The organism is Micromonospora halophytica (assembly GCF_900090245.1).
GTDB classification, from domain to species: Bacteria; Actinomycetota; Actinomycetes; order Mycobacteriales; family Micromonosporaceae; genus Micromonospora; species Micromonospora halophytica.
The window spans coordinates 395,972-411,549 of sequence record NZ_FMDN01000002.1 but is presented as its reverse complement, the minus strand read 5'-3'; the positions used below and the strand labels follow the sequence as shown (position 1 = coordinate 411,549).

Annotated in this window: 12 protein-coding genes and 2 pseudogenes; 8 read left to right on the top strand and 6 right to left on the bottom strand. The window is 75.1% G+C overall.

Going from position 1 to position 15,578, the window contains the following annotated elements; all coding sequences use genetic code 11:
• The first annotated feature begins 43 nt into the window (after positions 1-43).
• Entirely contained in the window at positions 44-1,921 is a 1,878-nt protein-coding gene (locus GA0070560_RS04525) for an RNA polymerase sigma factor (protein WP_170839271.1), read from the top strand.
• A 131-nt stretch (positions 1,922-2,052) separates the two neighbouring features.
• Complete coding sequence (locus GA0070560_RS04520) at positions 2,053-2,850, top strand: alpha/beta fold hydrolase (RefSeq protein WP_091291650.1); 798 nt, start codon at positions 2,053-2,055, stop codon at positions 2,848-2,850.
• Here GA0070560_RS04520 and GA0070560_RS29730 read toward each other — a convergent pair.
• The 3 genes and pseudogenes from GA0070560_RS29730 to GA0070560_RS04505 all read right to left on the bottom strand — a co-directional run.
• A pseudogene (locus GA0070560_RS29730) lies at positions 2,825-3,040 on the bottom strand (SDR family NAD(P)-dependent oxidoreductase); the annotation flags it as partial. The gene GA0070560_RS04520 and the pseudogene GA0070560_RS29730 sit on opposite strands and share 26 nt — an antisense overlap.
• A 95-nt stretch (positions 3,041-3,135) precedes the next feature.
• Positions 3,136-4,071, bottom strand: a complete 936-nt coding sequence (locus GA0070560_RS04510) for an aminoglycoside phosphotransferase family protein (protein ID WP_091291648.1) — start codon at positions 4,069-4,071, stop codon at positions 3,136-3,138.
• 49 nt (positions 4,072-4,120) lie between these two features.
• Entirely contained in the window at positions 4,121-4,690 is a 570-nt protein-coding gene (locus GA0070560_RS04505) for a dihydrofolate reductase family protein (protein WP_091291646.1), read from the bottom strand.
• 76 nt (positions 4,691-4,766) lie between these two features.
• Here GA0070560_RS04505 and GA0070560_RS04500 point away from each other — a divergent pair, with 76 nt between their 5' ends.
• Both GA0070560_RS04500 and GA0070560_RS04495 read left to right on the top strand, forming a co-directional pair.
• Positions 4,767-5,342, top strand: a complete 576-nt coding sequence (locus tag GA0070560_RS04500) for a TetR/AcrR family transcriptional regulator (protein ID WP_091291643.1) — start codon at positions 4,767-4,769, stop codon at positions 5,340-5,342.
• Positions 5,343-5,552: 210 nt separating this feature from the next.
• On the top strand, positions 5,553-6,701 hold the full coding sequence (locus GA0070560_RS04495) for a polysaccharide pyruvyl transferase family protein (RefSeq protein WP_091291640.1): 1,149 nt from the start codon (positions 5,553-5,555) through the stop codon (positions 6,699-6,701).
• A 44-nt stretch (positions 6,702-6,745) separates the two neighbouring features.
• On the opposite strand, the gene GA0070560_RS04490 is transcribed toward GA0070560_RS04495, so the two are convergent.
• Positions 6,746-6,943, bottom strand: coding sequence for a hypothetical protein (locus tag GA0070560_RS04490; RefSeq protein WP_091291638.1), 198 nt, complete (start codon positions 6,941-6,943; stop codon positions 6,746-6,748).
• Between the two features lie 84 nt (positions 6,944-7,027).
• Between GA0070560_RS04490 and GA0070560_RS04485 the strand changes: the two genes are divergently transcribed.
• On the top strand, positions 7,028-7,549 hold the full coding sequence (locus GA0070560_RS04485; RefSeq protein WP_091291635.1) for a DinB family protein: 522 nt from the start codon (positions 7,028-7,030) through the stop codon (positions 7,547-7,549).
• Between the two features lie 55 nt (positions 7,550-7,604).
• Here the strand turns inward: GA0070560_RS04485 and GA0070560_RS04480 are convergent, their stop codons facing one another.
• Complete coding sequence (locus GA0070560_RS04480; RefSeq protein ID WP_091291633.1) at positions 7,605-8,480, bottom strand: carbohydrate kinase family protein; 876 nt, start codon at positions 8,478-8,480, stop codon at positions 7,605-7,607.
• A 62-nt stretch (positions 8,481-8,542) separates the two neighbouring features.
• On the opposite strand from GA0070560_RS04480, the gene GA0070560_RS04475 reads away from it, so the two are divergent.
• Positions 8,543-11,827 (top strand): DEAD/DEAH box helicase, encoded by a 3,285-nt coding sequence (locus GA0070560_RS04475; RefSeq protein WP_091291630.1) that lies wholly within the window; start codon positions 8,543-8,545, stop codon positions 11,825-11,827.
• Between the two features lie 5 nt (positions 11,828-11,832).
• Entirely contained in the window at positions 11,833-12,801 is a 969-nt protein-coding gene (locus tag GA0070560_RS04470; protein ID WP_091291627.1) for an SWIM zinc finger family protein, read from the top strand.
• Between the two features lie 126 nt (positions 12,802-12,927).
• Here GA0070560_RS04470 and GA0070560_RS04465 read toward each other — a convergent pair whose 3' ends face one another.
• Positions 12,928-13,185, bottom strand: a complete 258-nt coding sequence (locus GA0070560_RS04465) for a DUF3040 domain-containing protein (RefSeq protein WP_091291624.1) — start codon at positions 13,183-13,185, stop codon at positions 12,928-12,930.
• A gap of 445 nt (positions 13,186-13,630) precedes the next feature.
• Here GA0070560_RS04465 and GA0070560_RS04460 point away from each other — a divergent pair.
• Positions 13,631-15,573, top strand: a pseudogene (locus GA0070560_RS04460) (DUF1800 domain-containing protein).
• The last annotated feature ends 5 nt before the right edge of the window (positions 15,574-15,578 follow it).

Genomic DNA, 15,578 nt, shown 5'->3' with positions numbered 1-15,578 from the left:
CGGCGGTTCTACTGGGACGGTCGACGAGCAGCGGGGGACACGGATGGACACGGCGGCACAGGACGACATCGCCCTGGTGGAGGCGGTGCGCCGCGGTGAGCGGGCCGGCCTGGAGGGCATGTACCGGCGGTACGCCGACCGGCTGTACACGTACGCCCGGACCGTGCTGCGGGAGCCGGAGGCCGCCGCGGACGCCGTCCACGACGCGTTCCTCACCGCCGGGCAGCGCATCGGCCAGCTCCGTGAGCCCGCCCGGTTGCGCCCCTGGCTGTACGCGATCGTGCGTAACGAATGCCTCCGACAGCTGCGGGACCGGTCCCGATCCCTGCCGCTGGAGGAGGCCGGCGAGCCGGTGGCCGACATCGCCGACCCGGCCACCGGCGTCAACGCCGCGCAGGTACGCCACCTGGTGCATGCCGCGGCCGACGCGCTGAACCCGGGCGACCGCGAGGTGGTCCACCTGGCCATCCGCCACGACCTGTCGTCCGCCGACATCGGCGCGGCCCTCGGGGTGCCCGCCAACCACGCGCACGCCCGACTGTCCCGCGCCCGCTCGCAGCTCGAACGGGCGCTGGGGGCGCTGCTGGTGGCCCGCACCGGGGCCCGGGACTGCCCCGCCCTCGCCGGCCTGATCGACGGCTGGCAGGGCCGGCTCACCCCGATCCTGCGCAAGCGGGTCTCGCGGCACATCGAGAGCTGCGTGGTGTGCGGATCGCTGCGGCAGGAGCAGCTCAGCCCGGCGGTGCTGCTGTCTGCGTACACGGCACCGGCCTTCCTGGTCGTCGCCGAGAGCGTGTGGCCGCGACTCATCGAGGCGATCGACGTGCCGGCCGACGCGATCGACGTGGCCGAGCCGGCGGTCGAGGCGGGTGCGGTGCGGTTCGAGCCGGCGACCGACCTGACGCCGGCGGCCGACGAGCCCGCCGGTCCGGTGGACGGCCCGGTCGACGCGCCCCCGCCGGCGACGGCCGAGGCGGCGTCCTCGGATCGTGCGGCGGTGCATCCGGACGGTGCGGCGGCGCCGGACCGTGTGGCCGTGTCGCCGGGTGATGCGGCCGTGGCCCCCGAGCACCTGGCGGAGCCCGCGCAGCAGGCGGCGATGCCGGCCGTGCCCGCGGACGGTGGGGCGGTACTCCCGGATCGCGCGGCGGGGTCGGCGGACCCGACGGCGGTGCCGCGCGATACGCCGCACCCCGTGCGGACCACCTCGCCGGAGCGCCGCCGCCGACGTCGCCGGGTAGCCGCGACGGCGGCTCCGCTGATCCTGCTCGCCGTGCTCGGCGCCTGGGCGTTGGCGCCCGGTCGCCCGACCGCGCAGGACGGCTCCGGTCGACCGGTGGCCGGGACGATCGGGTCACGGGCCGGTGAGCCGGTGGCACCCGCCGCCGCGCCGCTGCCGTCCGGGGCGGCCACGGCGGCCGGCAACCAGGCACCCGGCACGACGGCGTCGGCCGACCCCGCCGGCGCGACGCCCGGGACCGGCACCGGGCCGGCGGACGCAGCCGGTGCGGCCCGGCCGGGTACGCCCGCCGCGCCGACCGCGCCCGAAGTCGTGCCGGACGGCACCCCGCCGACGCCGACCCCGGTGCCGACCGCGCCCCGACCGACCGGCCCGCCACGGGTCACCGCGCCGTTCACGGTCTCCGCCACCGGCGCGGTGCGGTGCGGCGCGCAGACCTACAGCCTCGCCGTACGGGCCACCGGCAGCGCCACGCTCCGGAACGCCGAGGTCCGCTGGACACCTTCCGGGGGCAGGACGTCGGCCCGGGCCGCGACCGTGGACGGATCGGCCGCACAGGCCACCATCGGGTCCCTGAGCGCGTCGACGCTGACCTGGTCGGTGCGGGCCACCGCCGCCGACGGCCGTACGGCGCAGAGCCCGACCTACACGGTCACCGACCCGTGCGTCCGACCGGGATGACCGGGCCGGCTGCGACGTGCCGGCGCGGCGTCGCCCCCGGGTACGCCCCGGCGGTGGGGACCCGCGCGCCGCCCGCGCGGGGTCTTCGGGGCGTACCAGAATCACCTGACGGGGACCGACGGGAGGCGACGGTGGGCTACGCGGACGTCAACGGCCTGCGCCTCTGGTACGAGGTCCACGGCAACGGCCGACCCCTGGTGCTGCTGCACGGCGGGTACGGCGCGGTGGAGATGTTCGCCCCGGTCCTGCCCGCCCTCACCGCCCGGCGGCAGGTGATCGCCGTCGATCTCCAGGGCCACGGCCGCACCGCCGACGTCGACCGTCCACTGCGGTACGAGTCGCTGGCCGACGACGTCGCCGCACTGCTGCGCCACCTCGACCTGCCCGAGGCCGACGTGCTCGGCTACTCGCTCGGCGGCGGGGTCGCGCTGCGTACCGCGATCCAGCATCCCGGGCTGGTCCGCCGGCTGGTGCTGGTCTCCACGCCCTGTCGGCGACAGGGCTGGTACCCGGAGGTGCTGGCCGCGATGGCCGCCCAGGACGAGCGGGTCGGCGAGCAGATGCGCGGCACACCCCCGCACGAGTTGTACGCCCGGATCGCCCCCCGCCCCGAGGACTGGCCGCGACTGTGGGCCCGCACCGGTGAGCTGCTGCGCCGCGAGTACGACTGGTCGGCGGAGGTGGCCGCGCTCGCCACCCCCACCCTGCTGGTCTACGCCGACGCCGACGCGATCCCGGTGACCCACATGGCGCACTTCTACGGGCTGCTCGGTGGCGGGCACCGCGACGCCGGCTGGGACGGCACCGACCGGCCCGCCTCCCGGCTGGCCGTGCTGCCCGGCCTGACCCACTACGACATCGTCGCCTCGCCGGCCCTGCCTGCCGCCGTCCTGCCCTTCCTCACGCATGAGGTCCGGGCGCCGCAGTGACCGATGCGAGCGACCGGCGGCCGGTCGCCTCGATCCGCTTCACCACCGTGGCCGCCTGTTCGGCGTCCTGCCGCCAGGTCACGGCCACGTCGGCGCCGTCGGCGGCCAGCCGCAGCGCGGTCGCCGCCCCGATGCCCCGGCTGCCGCCGGTCACGAGGGCCACCTTGCCGTCGAGAAGTGTCGTCGTCATGGCATTCAGCCTCGTCGGCGGCGGCCGGCGGGTCTGGCGGTCATCGGACGCCTCGTCCGGCGCGCGCTCCCACCAGTCACGGGCCGCCGGTCCGCTCAGCGCAGCCGGTGCCGTATCCAGGGCAGCAGCGCGTCGCCCTGGGCCCGCTGGAACGCCCGGACGGTCGGGATGCCGGGCGGCGGCGGTCGCCGGGCGCCGTCGAGGAAGAACCCGGCCAGGCCGGCGTGGACACCGGTCAGGGTGTCGGGGTCGACGGCGGCGGTGAGCGGCAGCCGGCGCAGCAGCGCCTCGATGTCGTGCCCGCCGTGCAGCAGGACGTTGACCAGCAGCAGGGCGGTGTCGAGCCAGGCCGGGCCCCGGCAGGCGTGCGGCCAGTCGACCACGGTGACCGCGCCGGCCGGGTCGAGCAGCAGGTTGTCGGCCCGCAGGTCGACGTGGCAGAGGGTGTCACCGTCGAGGGCGGTCAGGCCCCGTTCGGCGGCGGCGCACAGCTCGGGCAGGTGCGCCCGGGCCCACGGGTCGAGGTCGGCGGGTGGGTCGGCGGCGATCCGGTGCCAGCCGGTGAAGTCCGTTGCCAGCCGTTCGGCGGCGGCCGGGGCGTGCGGGACCGGGTTGGGGGTGAGGGTGACCGCCAGCTCCTCCAGCGTCCGCAGCACGGTGGCCAGTTCGTCGTCCCGCCACGGGGTCCGCGGGTGCCGCCCGGCCACGTCGGTGAAGACCAGCGCGACCCACTCGCCGTCGTCGTGGTGGCCCAGCAGCCGGGGTGCCGGAGCGTACCCGGGCAGCCCGGCCGCGACGGCCGCCTCCGCGCGGTGCAGCGCGACGCTGTGCGCGTTCAACGCGGGGCAGACCGCCTTGACGAACGCCCGCCCGCCACCCGCGGTGCGGACCCGGTCGGCGGTGCCGGGGGAGTATCCGCCGGGCTGGGAGACCGCGGCGACCACCCGGTCGCCGAGGATCTCCTGCACGGCGGACCGGACGTGCTCGGGCAGGTCCCGCCAGCCGATCCGGGTCCTCGTGGGCTCACCCATCCGTCCACGGTGGTGGACGTCGCCGGTGCGGGACAACCGGATAACCGGCTCACCCGGCGAGGTAGCGCAGGACGACCACTCCACTGTCGAAGGGGCGGGTCTCCACCAGGCGGAGTCGGCGCGGGTCGAACTCCCGGTCGACGATCGGCACGCCGCTGCCGAGCAGGAACGGGTTGAGCTTGACGACCAGCTCGTCCACCTCGGGGAGCAGCTGCCCGGCGAGCCTGCCGCCGCCGCAGAGCCAGATGTCCCCACCGTCGCGCCGCTTCAGCTCCTGGACGAAGGCGACCGGGTCGCCGTCGACGATCTCCACGTCCGGATAGTCGGCCGGGGCCAGGGAGCGGGAGAAGACGTACTGCTTCAGGTGGGCGTACGGGCTGGTGACGCCGAGCGCCAGGGCCGGGTCGTAGGTGTGTCGGCCCATCACCACCGCGTCGAACCGCCCCTGCGGCCGGTCGATGCCGAAGTGCCCGTGGGCGACGCCGGGGAACGTCTGGGGCCAGTGCGCCACCAGGTGCTCCCGCACGTCGTCGTCGAGCGGGAAGAAGTCGTACGACCCGTCGGGGGCGGCGATGAAGCCGTCGAGAGTGCTGGCGATGTAGTACACGAGCTTGCGCACCCGAACTCCTCAATCACTACTGCTGTCGTGGTTGAGAAACTACAACATCTGTTGTGGTTGCGCTAGGGTGATTTTCGTGGCGAGGAACGTGGAGCGGCGGGCGGCGTTGGCCGACGCGGGGTTGCGGGTGCTGGCAGCGACCGGGGCGCGGGGGCTGACCCACCGCGCCGTCGACGCCGAGGCCGGCGTGCCGGTCGGCACCGCGTCGAACTACTTCCGCTCCCGGGACGCGCTGCTCGGCGCGCTCGGCGAGCGGATCATGGAACGGTTCGCCCCGGACGAGCACCGGCTCGCCGAGCTGGCCGCCCGCGAGCCCTCGCCGGAACTGCTCACCGACTACGTGCGCTACATCGTCGAGCGGACCACCGCCCAGCCCGAGCTGACCCGCGCGCTGATCGAACTGCGACTGGAGGCCGTACGCCGCCCCGGGCTGGCCCGCGTCCTCGGAGAGACCCTGCGCCGCGGTTACCGCGACGACGTCGCCTTCCACGTCGCGGCCGGGCTGCCCGGCGGGGCCTTCGAGGTGGCCCTGCTGCACTACGCGGTGGACGGGCTCCTGCTCGACCTGCTCAGCACCTCCATCGACGCCGGGTTCGACCCCGACGAGGTGGTCTCGGCCCTGGTGTCCCGGCTGCTCGGCCGCCCCGGCTGAGCGTCGCGCATCCGGGTGCAGAGCAGCTCTGCACCCGCCGCCGCGACGGCTGCACCGGGGCGTCGCCCCGCGCGACGCAGTGCCGAGGCGCGGCTGAGCGTCCCCGGTGACCAGGAGCCGGCGACCACCCGGCGCGTCGCCGCGCGCCGAGGCATGGCCCGGCCCGCAGCGGGAAACCGCCCCGGACGTATCCCGGGGGAGGAGTGACGGATGAGAGACGACACCGGACTGACCATCGGTGTGCTCGGTTCGTACGGCGGCCGGAACCTCGGCGACGAGGCGATCCTCACCGGCCTCCTGGCCGACCTGCGCCAGCAGGAGCCGAACGCCCGGATCATCGTCTTCTCCCGCAATCCCGCCCACACCGCCCTCGCCCATCCCGACGTGGAGGCGGTGCCCTGGGAAGGCGTCAGCCGGGTCGACTCCGCCGAGGTGCTGGCCCAGCTCGACCTGTTGATCCTGGGTGGCGGCGGCATCCTCTACGACCGGGAGGCCCGCCGCTACCTCCGGGTCGTCCGGGTCGCCCAGGAACGCGGGCTGCCCCTGCTGACGTACGCGGTCGGCGTCGGGCCGCTCAACGACGGGGTGGACACCGGCATGGTCCGGGAGACGCTGGCCGGGGCGACCGAGGTGACCGTGCGGGACCAGGAGTCCCGGATGGTGCTGGAGGAGGCCGGTCTGCTCAACCCGATCACCGTCACCGCCGACCCGGCGTTCCTGCTGGAACCGGAGGAGTTCCCCGCCCGGCTGCTACGGGAGGAGGGCGTTCCGGCCGGCCGTCGGCTGGTCGGACTGAGCGTCCGCGAGCCCGGCCGGGCCGCCGAGCGGCTCGACGTCGACGGGTACCACCGGCTGATCGCCCAGATCGGGGACTTCCTGGTGCAGCGGATCGACGCGTACGTGCTCTTCGTGCCGATGGAGCGTGACGACATCCGGCACTCGCACGGCGTGCTGTCGCACATGGTCGCCGCCGACCGGGGCCGGATCCTGCACGGCGACTACTCACCTCGGCAGGTGCTCGGCCTGATGAAGCACTTCGACCTGGCTGTGGGCATGCGGCTGCACTTCCTGATCTTCGCCGCGATGGTGGGCACCCCGTTCCTGCCCCTGCCGTACGCCGGGAAGGTCTTCGACCTCGCCCAGCGGCTCGGGGTGCCGGCGCTGCGCGGCGTGGAGCGCGAGGTGGAGGGTCCGCTGCTCGCGGAGGTGGACCGGCTCTGGGACGAGCGGGAGTCCCGCGCGGACGAGACCGCCCGGCGCGTCGCCGACGTCTGCGACCAGGCCAAGGGCACCTCCCAGGTCACCCGCGCGGTGCTGGAGAGCCTGCGCAACCGGACCCTGGCCCGGATGGCCGCCTGACCGCACCGGCGTGACCCGGCCCGACGCCCGACATGCTCGGGTGCTCAGACCGCCGGGCCCCGCCAGCGGTAGCACCACTGCTCGCCGACGGACTCCAGCTCGTAGATCTGGGCGTCGGCCAGCCCTTCCGCGCCCAGGTGGTGGTGGGTCAGCGGGGGACGGTCGTTGCTGTCCAGCTCGGCGTCGATCGTCTCGCCGTCGGCCGGGCCGTCCACCAGGGGAATCCTCACCGTTGATGCCATGTGCCCATCCTGCCCGGAAGATCGCGGCTCCGCAGGGTTTGCCGGGGCAGCGGGCCCGCCCACCCGCCGACTAGGGTCCGCCGAATGGCGGACATTCAGATCGATCCCACCCTCGGGCCGGTGGTGGCCCGCACCGGTGACGAACGCGCCATCCTCGAAGCGTTCCTCGACTTCCACCGCTCCGTCGTGCTGCGCAAGGCGCGCGGGCTGACCGACGCCGACGCCACCCGCCGCCTGGTGCCCTCCGCGACCACCCTCGCCGGCCTGGTGAAGCACCTGGCCGTCATCGAACGCAACTGGTTCCCGATCCTGCTCGACCCCGCCCCGGGCGACCGGTTCCCCACCTCCGAGGAGGATGCGGCCGCGAGTTTCGCCCTGGCCGAGGGGGAGACCCTGGAGTCCGTCGTCGAGGCGTACGAGGCGGCCTGCGCGCGCTCCCGCGAGGTGGCCGCCCGGTTCCCGCTGGACCACGTCGTCGGGCAGCCGCAACTCGGCGAGGTGTCGTTGCGCTGGATCCTGGTGCACATGATCGAGGAGACCGCCCGGCACGCCGGGCACGCCGACATCCTCCGCGAACTGACCGACGGCGAGACCGGCGCGGTCTGAGGCCCGCCCGTCCGCACCGGGCGCGCGGGACGGGGCGGGGCCGCGAAACGGCGGGTCAGCGGCGCGGCAGCAGGCCCGGCGGGTACTCCATGCCGTCGTGGGTGCAGGCGGCGGCGGCGACCTGGGCGGCGTACGCGGCCGCGTCCGGCAACGCCCCGCCGGCCAGCCGGCCGGCGATCAGCGCGGCGGCGAAGGCGTCCCCGGCGCCGTTGCTGTCGACCACCGGGGCGGGCGGCACGGTGGCCGGCACCTGGCGCCGCCCGCCGTCGCCCGGGTACAGGTCGGCACCGTCCGCGCCCCGGGTCACCAGCACCGTCCGGGGCGCCAGCGTGGCGGCGAGCGCGTCCGCGTCCGCGCCCAGCCGTACGCCGCTGACGAAGACCAGGTCCGCCGTCTCGGCGAACGGGCGGTGGTAGGGGTTCTGCCCGTCCCAGTCGTGCAGGTCGGTGGAGAGCGCCACCCCGCCGGGCAGGGCCGCGCGCAGCACCGGCAGCCGGTCCCGCGCCCAGTCCATGATCGAGACGTGTACGTGGGCGGCGTCCCGGACCAGCGCGGCGAGCCGGTCGTCGCCGAACGGGGCGTCCGGGCCCGTCCAGGGGGCCGGGTCGTACAGCGACATCCGCCGCCCCGCCGGGTCCACCAGGTTCACCGACTGCCGGGTGCCGCCGGGGCTCTCCGCGAGCACGGTGTGCACCGAGGTCCGGGCCAGCGCCGCGCGGACCACCTCGCCGGCCGGGTCGGCGCCGAGCACGTCGACCAGGGCCACCCGCAGCCCGAGGGCGTGCGCGGCCAGGGCCACCCCGGCGCCGGTGTTGCCGATCCGGGCCTGGACCGGAGGGACGGTCAGCGAGTCGGCGGCGGGCAGCGGGAGCGCCGGCACGCGGACCCGCAGGTCCACTCCCAGGCCGCCGATCACGAGCAGGTCGAACATGGCGCCGACGGTAGCCTGACCGCGCCGCCTATCCTGGGCCCGGGCGTCGACGAGGGGGCAGTGTGCTGGTCATCCACGGGGTGTGGCTGGTCGGTGCCGGCCTTGCCGTCTGGGCCGAGGACAGCGCGCTGCCGGCCCGCGCGCCGCGCCGGCCCGGCCGGGCGCCGCGGGAACGTCCGCACCCGTTCGCCGCCGACCACGCCACGCTGGCCGCCGCGCTCGGCGACGTCCCGGCCGTGGCCGGCTCCGTGCCGCTCACCCTGCCCACCCGCGCCGGCTCGCCACTGGACTCGCCCGAGCTGGTCCGGACCACCGTCACCGAGCCGGTGCGCGGTCCGGTCACCCTCGCCGGGTGGCGCGTTCCCGTGCTGTCGTACGACCCGGACGACGCGCTCGCCCTGCTGCGTACCCTCGACGGCTGCCCGGCCGTGCCCGGCGCCACCCTGCGTCACCTCGTCGGGCTGGCCGACTTCGCGGTCGACCTGGTGGCCCGGGGCCGGGTGCTGCCCGGCCTCGCCGACCCGCCGTCGGTGTCGCTGGCCGCCCTGGTCGGCGCGGCCGCCGCCGCACCGCCCCCGACCCGAGGCGCGGACGCGAAGGCCGCCGCACCGCCCCCGGCCGGTGGTGCGGATGCGCCGGCCGGCCGGTGGCGCCGGCCGGGCGTGGCCGACGGTCACCGGCCGGCGTGGGCGGTGTGGCGACCCCTGCTCACCGGCGTCGACGCGGGATGGGCCCGGTCACTGGCGCTGGCCCTGCCCCCGGCCGCGCGTGCCGCCACCCTTCCGGTCCCGTCCCGGGCCGCCGGGGCGGCCGGCGACGGTGGCCGGGCCGCCCGGGACGCCGCCGGTGCCGGGCCCTTCGGCGCCGGGGCGCTGGTCGCCGACGCGCTGGACGCCCTGACCGACGCCGCCGCCCGGCTCGACCTCGCCGACGTCGACCTGGCTCGGGGCGGCCGGCGCGACGGCGTGGTCGGCGGCTGGCTGACGGCGCTGACCGGCCCGCGCCGGGAGTTCACCGCCGAGCCCGACGCGCTGCGCACCCTGCGCACCGAGCTGGACGCCTGGCAGCGCGACGCCGCCGGCGGTGCGGTACGGGCCAGCTTCCGCCTGGTCGAGCCGGAGGCCGAGGAGATCGTCGACCCGCTCGTGGTGGTGCCGGCGGACCCGGCCACCGTGGTCCGCCGCGACGGTCCCTGGCGGGTCGAGTTCGGTCTCCAGGCCGCCGACGAGCCCGGCCTGCACGTCGGGGCCGGGCAGGTCTGGCGGGCGCCGGAGACCGTACCCGCGCTGGCCGGGCCGCTGGAGAGCCCGCAGGAGACGCTCCTGGCTGAGTTGGGCCGGGCCGGGCGGCTCTGGCCGGAGCTGGACGCGGCGCTGCGCACCGCGTCGCCGGAGGAGTTGGAGCTGGACGCCGAGGGTGCCCACCGGTTCCTGCGCGACGGCGCGCCGGTGCTGCACGCCGCCGGCTTCGGGGTGCTGCTGCCCTCCTGGTGGCAGCGCCCGTCGGCGCGGCTCGGCGCCCGGCTGCGGGCACGCGGGCGGACCGCCCCCGGCACGGTGGCCGACGCCGCCGGCGGGCTCGGCCTGGACGCCCTGGTCGACTACCGGTGGGAGGTGGCGCTCGGCGACGAGACCGTCGACGCCGACGAGTTGGCCGCCCTCGCCGCGCTGAAGACGCCACTGGTCCGGCTGCGCGGCCGGTGGGTGGAGCTGGACCCGAAGCGGCTCGCCGCCGGGCTGCGTCTGCTGCGCTCCGCCGGGGAGCTGACCGTCGCGGACCTGCTCCGGCTCGGCCTTGCCGAGGGCGACCGGGCCGAGGCGTTGCCGGTGCTGGAGGTGAGCGCCGACGGGCCGTTGGGTGACCTGCTCGCCGGGGACGCCGAGCGGCGGCTCACCCCGCTCGACCCGCCGCCCGCGTTCAAGGGCACGCTCCGGCCGTACCAGCGGCGGGGGTTGGCCTGGCTGGCCTTCCTGCAGTCGCTCGGTCTCGGCGGGATCCTCGCCGACGACATGGGGCTGGGCAAGACGGTGCAGCTGCTCGCCCTGCTCGCCGGGGACCCGCCCGGCGCCGGGCCGACCCTGCTGGTCTGCCCGATGTCGCTGGTCGGCAACTGGCAACGGGAGGCGGCGAGGTTCACCCCGGGGCTGCGGGTGCACGTGCACCACGGCGCGGACCGGGCCCGGGGCGCGCAGTTCGAGGAGGCGGTGCACGCCGCCGACCTCGTGCTCACCACGTACTCGGTGGCCGCCCGGGACGCGGTCGCGCTCGCCTCGCTGGCCTGGCACCGGGTCGTCGTGGACGAGGCACAGGCGATCAAGAACGCCTCGACCCGGCAGGCCGAGGCGGTCCGGTCGCTGCCCGCCCGGCACCGGGTCGCGGTCACCGGTACGCCGGTGGAGAACCGCCTCGCCGACCTCTGGTCGATCATGCAGTTCGCCAATCCGGGGCTGCTCGGCCCCGCGTCCAGCTTCAAACAGTCGTACGCGGTGCCGATCGAGCGGCACTCCGACGCCGAGACGGCCGCCCGGCTGCGCCGGATGACCGGACCCTTCGTGCTACGGCGGCTCAAGACCGACTCCTCGATCATCTCCGACCTGCCGGAGAAGCTGGAGATGGAGGTGGTCTGCAACCTGACCACCGAGCAGGCCTCGCTCTACCGGGCGATCGTCGACGACATGCTGGCGAGGATCGAGTCCAGCGACGGGATGGAGCGGCGCGGCCTGGTGCTGGCCACCATGACCCGGCTCAAGCAGGTCTGCAACCACCCGGCCCAGCTGCTGCGCGACGGCTCCGCCCTGCCCGGGCGCTCGGGCAAGCTGGAACGGCTGGAGGAGATCCTCGACGAGGTGCTCGCGGCCGGAGAGAAGGCTTTGCTCTTCACCCAGTACGCCGAGTTCGGCGGGATGCTGCGCGGTCACCTGTCGGCCCGCTTCGGCCGGGAGGTGCTCTTCCTGCACGGTGGGGTCGGCAAGGCCGACCGCGACGCCATGGTCACCCGTTTCCAGTCGCCGGACGGCCCGTCGGTCTTCGTGTTGTCGCTCAAGGCCGGCGGCACCGGGCTCACCCTCACCGCCGCCAACCACGTGGTGCACGTGGACCGCTGGTGGAACCCGGCGGTGGAGGACCAGGCCACCGACCGGGCGTTCCGGATCGGCCAGCGCCGACGGGTGCAGGTCCGCAAGTTCGTCTGCGCCGGCACCGTGGAGGAGAAGGTGGCCGCGATGATCGCCGACAAGCGCAGCCTGGCCGCCTCGGTGGTGGGCAGCGGCGAGCAGTGGGTCACCGAGCTCTCCACCGCCCAGCTGCGCGAACTGTTCACCCTGGAGGCCGGGGCGGTGGTCGAGTGAGCGGCATGGACGCCACGCCCCGCCCGGACGACGCCGCGACCGCCGGGGTCGGCGGCCCGGAGGGTGCCGGCCGGTTCGCCGACTTCGGCCGCCCGCGCCGGGTCGACGGCGGGATCAGGGCGCGCAGCACCCGGGGTGCGATCGGCGTGTCCTGGTGGTCGCGGCGCTTCCTGGAGGTGCTGGAGTCGTTCGCGCTCGGCACCCGGCTCACCCGTGGCCGTTCGTACGCGCGGCGGGGCCAGGTGCTCCGGCTCGACGTGACACCCGGCCGGGTGACGGCGACCGTGCAGGGTTCCCGGGCCGAGCCGTACCAGGTCGGCATCGCGCTCGCGCCCTTCCCGGCGGCGCTCTGGGAACTCCTCGAACGGGACCTCGCCGGGCAGGCGTTCTTCAGCGCCCGGCTGCTCGCCGGTGACCTCCCGGCCGAGCTGGAGCAGGTGTTCGCCGACGCGGGCGCCCCGCTCTTCCCGGGCGGGGTCGGTGAGTTGACCCAGCGGTGCAGCTGCCCCGACTTCGCGGTGCCCTGCAAGCACCTCGCCGCGACGTTCTACCTGCTCGCCGAGGCGTTCGACGCGGACCCGTTCCAGCTGCTGCACTGGCGGGGCCGCAGCCGGGCCGACCTGCTCGACCGCCTGCGTACGCTGCGCGCCGGGGCGTCCGAGGTGGACGGGGCTGTCGCTCCGTCCGGAGCGGACGGGCCCGTGCTGACAGCCACCCCTGGTGGCCCGCTTCGCGACGACGGCGCTCCGGCGGCCGGTGCGGCGCGGGTGCTGGCGGGTCTGCCCGCGGCCCCGCTGGACGACGCGGTGGACCGGTTCTGGCTGCCGCCGGTGCCGCTGCCGGACCGCCCGCCCACCCTGGCGACCGGCCCGGAACTGCTGCTGCGGCAGCTCGGCGCGCCCGCTCCGGCGATCGGTGGCCCCGGTCTGCTGGAGCGGCTGCGACGCGGGTACCGGACCTTCGGTCGGTCGTAACGCGGTGGCCGTCGGCCCCACGAGCGGAGCACACCGGATCTTGGACAGTTACCGTCCTGCTCGGACGCCAACTGTCCAAGATCTCGGTGTCCGGGTGGAGTGACCTGCGGCGCCCGGACGACATGGTCATAGCCAGCGGCGGCGGAAGCGCCACATCAGCGCGGCGTTGACCGCCAACGCGACCGCACAGATCGCGCCCGCCAACCGTCCGGCCAGTACGGTCATCGCCGGCAGCGACGCCCAGAGCACGATCGTCAGCAGCATCAGCCAACGCCCGCGCCGGGCCCGCGCCCGATGATCGAGTCTCGCGAAGAACTTCGGGTCGCTCTCCCGGAGATGCCGGGTGATCTGTTCGAATCTGCGCTGATCCTCTTTGCTGAGCATGGCGGTGCCTTCCCCTCACGGCTTCAGCGGTTCGGCGGCTTACCCGCTGCGGCGGCGACTCACGCACCTGTGCCGCTGCTACTTTCGCGACCGGGCCGGGCCTGCTCAGGGGGGCGGCTCAGCACAGGGTTATCCCTTCCTTAAGTTTCGCTGTGCCGATGAACGGCGCTTCAAGCGTCGCGCGCACCGGAAACGTTACGTCCGGGTCGTCGGTGGGCGTGTCGCCCCTGCTCGGGACGGCGATGCCCAGCCGGGGTGCAACCGCCTCACCTTCGCCGCTGTTGAGCGGTGCCTTAAGTGCGCCGCGCGGGCCTCTCCAGCCGCCTTGAGGCCGGTCAACCGCTTGGTTACTTTCCCGTAGCAACCCCCTCAGGCAACAGTCGCCGCACCCTTCGCCCCGCTCCGGTCGCAGCGTGTCGGCGCTTTCAAGAAATCGGATTGGTGCATGGCCGACCAGAATGTGCCACCGCGTGGACCGTGGGACGACCGCGGTGGGAACCCCGGGCAACACCCGGGTCCGTACGCCCCGCAGTGGGTGGGTCCGGAAGGGCTGGGCCGACAGAGCTTCCACCAGCCGGCCGGGGCCGGGTTGCCCACTCTGGACGATGACGACGAGCCGGGCCGCCGCACCGGCCGGCGTCGTGCCCTGGCCGCCATCGGCGGTGTCGCCGCGGTCGTCGCCGGCGGCGCGGCCCTCGCCCCGGCGGTACGCGGGTTCTTCGACGACGGCGCGGTGGCCGGCGACGCCACCGGCACCACCGTCACCGACGGCACCGCCGCCCGCCCCAGCGGCCAGCAGCCGAGCAGGGTACGCACCTACACCGAGCAGAACGAGAGCTACATGGGCTCCCGGGCCGGGGCGGTGCTGAAGAAGAACAACCCGACCGGCGGCCGGCTCTTCTCCGGCCCGGCCTCCGCCGCCGCGGAGACCCCGGTGACGGTGAGGACCGTCCTGGCCAAGGACCCGGCCCGGCACCTGGCCAGCCGGGCCACCTTCGGCGCCACGCCGAAGGTGCTCGCCGACATCCGGCGGATGGGCATCGACGGCTGGATCCGCTGGCAGCTCGACCCGGAGAAGATCGCGCCGAGCCCGGCCGAGCTGAAGCTGGCCGAGCTGCCCAGCCTCAAGCTGAGCCCGCAGCAGCTCCGCGAGCAGCGCGACCAGCTCAACGAGCGGGGCGTGCAGCCGGAGAAGGAGATGGTGGACGCCACGCTGGCCCGGCAGATCTGGTCGGAGCGCCAGCTCTTCGAGGTGATGGTCGACTTCTGGAACGACTTCCTGCACGTCGCCGCCGACTTCGACGGCGGCGAGGTCTACCGCAACTCCTTCGACCGCGACGTCGTCCGGGCCCATGCCCTGGGCAGCTACCCGGACATGCTGGTCGCCGCGAACAGGCACCCGGCGCTGCTGCTCTACCTGAACCAGAACGACTCGCGCAAGGACGCGGTCAACGAGAACCTGGCCCGGGAGAACCTGGAGCTCTACTCGGTCGGCGTCGACGGCGGATACACCGAGAAGGACGTGCGGCAGGCGGCGCTGCTGCAGACCGGGCGGGGCGTCCAGGACGGCAGGTACGTCTTCCGCGCCAACCAGCACTACCTGGGCAAGGTGAAGATCCTCGGCTTCACCCACGCCAACGCCTCAAGCGACCCGAAGCAGGCCGACGCGGCCATCGACTCCTACCTGCGCTACATCGCCCTGCACCCGTCGACCGCCCGGTACGTGGCGCGCAGCCTAGCCACCCGGTTCGTCTCGGACACCCCGCCGAAGTCGCTGGTGGACCGGCTGGCCAGACGTACACGGTGAACAAGGGCATGGTGAAGCCGCTGCTGATGACGCTCTTCAGCTCCTCGGAGTTCTGGGCCGCGGTGGGGCAGAAGGTGCGCCGGCCGATGGAGTACCTGATCGCCACGTACCGCACCCTGAACGTCCGGCCGGAGGCCTCGCCCGCCTTCAAGCAGGACGGCGGGCGACCCGCCTTCGCCCGTGGCCTGCGGCAGGTCCACGACAAGCTGCGCCAGCTCGGCCAGTACCCGATGGGCCAGCCCACCCCGGACGGCTATCCCGACGTCTACGTCGCCTGGACCTCCGCCGGGACGATGGTCAGCGGCTGGAACGAGGCCGGGGACCTGCTCGCCGGCTACCGCACCGAGTTCACGTTCACGCCCGCCGATGCCCTGGTGGCCCGGCCGCCGGCCACCGCCGGGGCGTACGTGGACGCGCTCGCCCAGCGGCTGGTGCACCAGAAGCTGAGCGCCAAGGAGAAGGCGCTGATCCTGGGCGTGGCCGGCGTCCCGGCGGGCGCCAAGGTCGACGCGACGTTCAACGGGGCCGTCACCGCCGTCGCGCGGGCGATCCTCGCTTCCCCCCAGCACCACCTCCGGTGAGGCAC

What these genes read in the sequence shown, in the direction of transcription:
- GA0070560_RS04525 (WP_170839271.1), top strand. Translation starts at nt 44, where the DNA reads ATGGACACGGCGGCACAGGACGACATCGCCCTGGTGGAGGCGGTGCGC.
- GA0070560_RS04510 (WP_091291648.1), bottom strand. Translation starts at nt 4,071, where the DNA reads ATGGGTGAGCCCACGAGGACCCGGATCGGCTGGCGGGACCTGCCCGAG.
- GA0070560_RS04495 (WP_091291640.1), top strand. Translation starts at nt 5,553, where the DNA reads ATGAGAGACGACACCGGACTGACCATCGGTGTGCTCGGTTCGTACGGC.
- GA0070560_RS04490 (WP_091291638.1), bottom strand. Translation starts at nt 6,943, where the DNA reads ATGGCATCAACGGTGAGGATTCCCCTGGTGGACGGCCCGGCCGACGGC.
- GA0070560_RS04485 (WP_091291635.1), top strand. Translation starts at nt 7,028, where the DNA reads ATGGCGGACATTCAGATCGATCCCACCCTCGGGCCGGTGGTGGCCCGC.
- GA0070560_RS04480 (WP_091291633.1), bottom strand. Translation starts at nt 8,480, where the DNA reads ATGTTCGACCTGCTCGTGATCGGCGGCCTGGGAGTGGACCTGCGGGTC.
- GA0070560_RS04470 (WP_091291627.1), top strand. Translation starts at nt 11,833, where the DNA reads ATGGACGCCACGCCCCGCCCGGACGACGCCGCGACCGCCGGGGTCGGC.
- GA0070560_RS04465 (WP_091291624.1), bottom strand. Translation starts at nt 13,185, where the DNA reads ATGCTCAGCAAAGAGGATCAGCGCAGATTCGAACAGATCACCCGGCAT.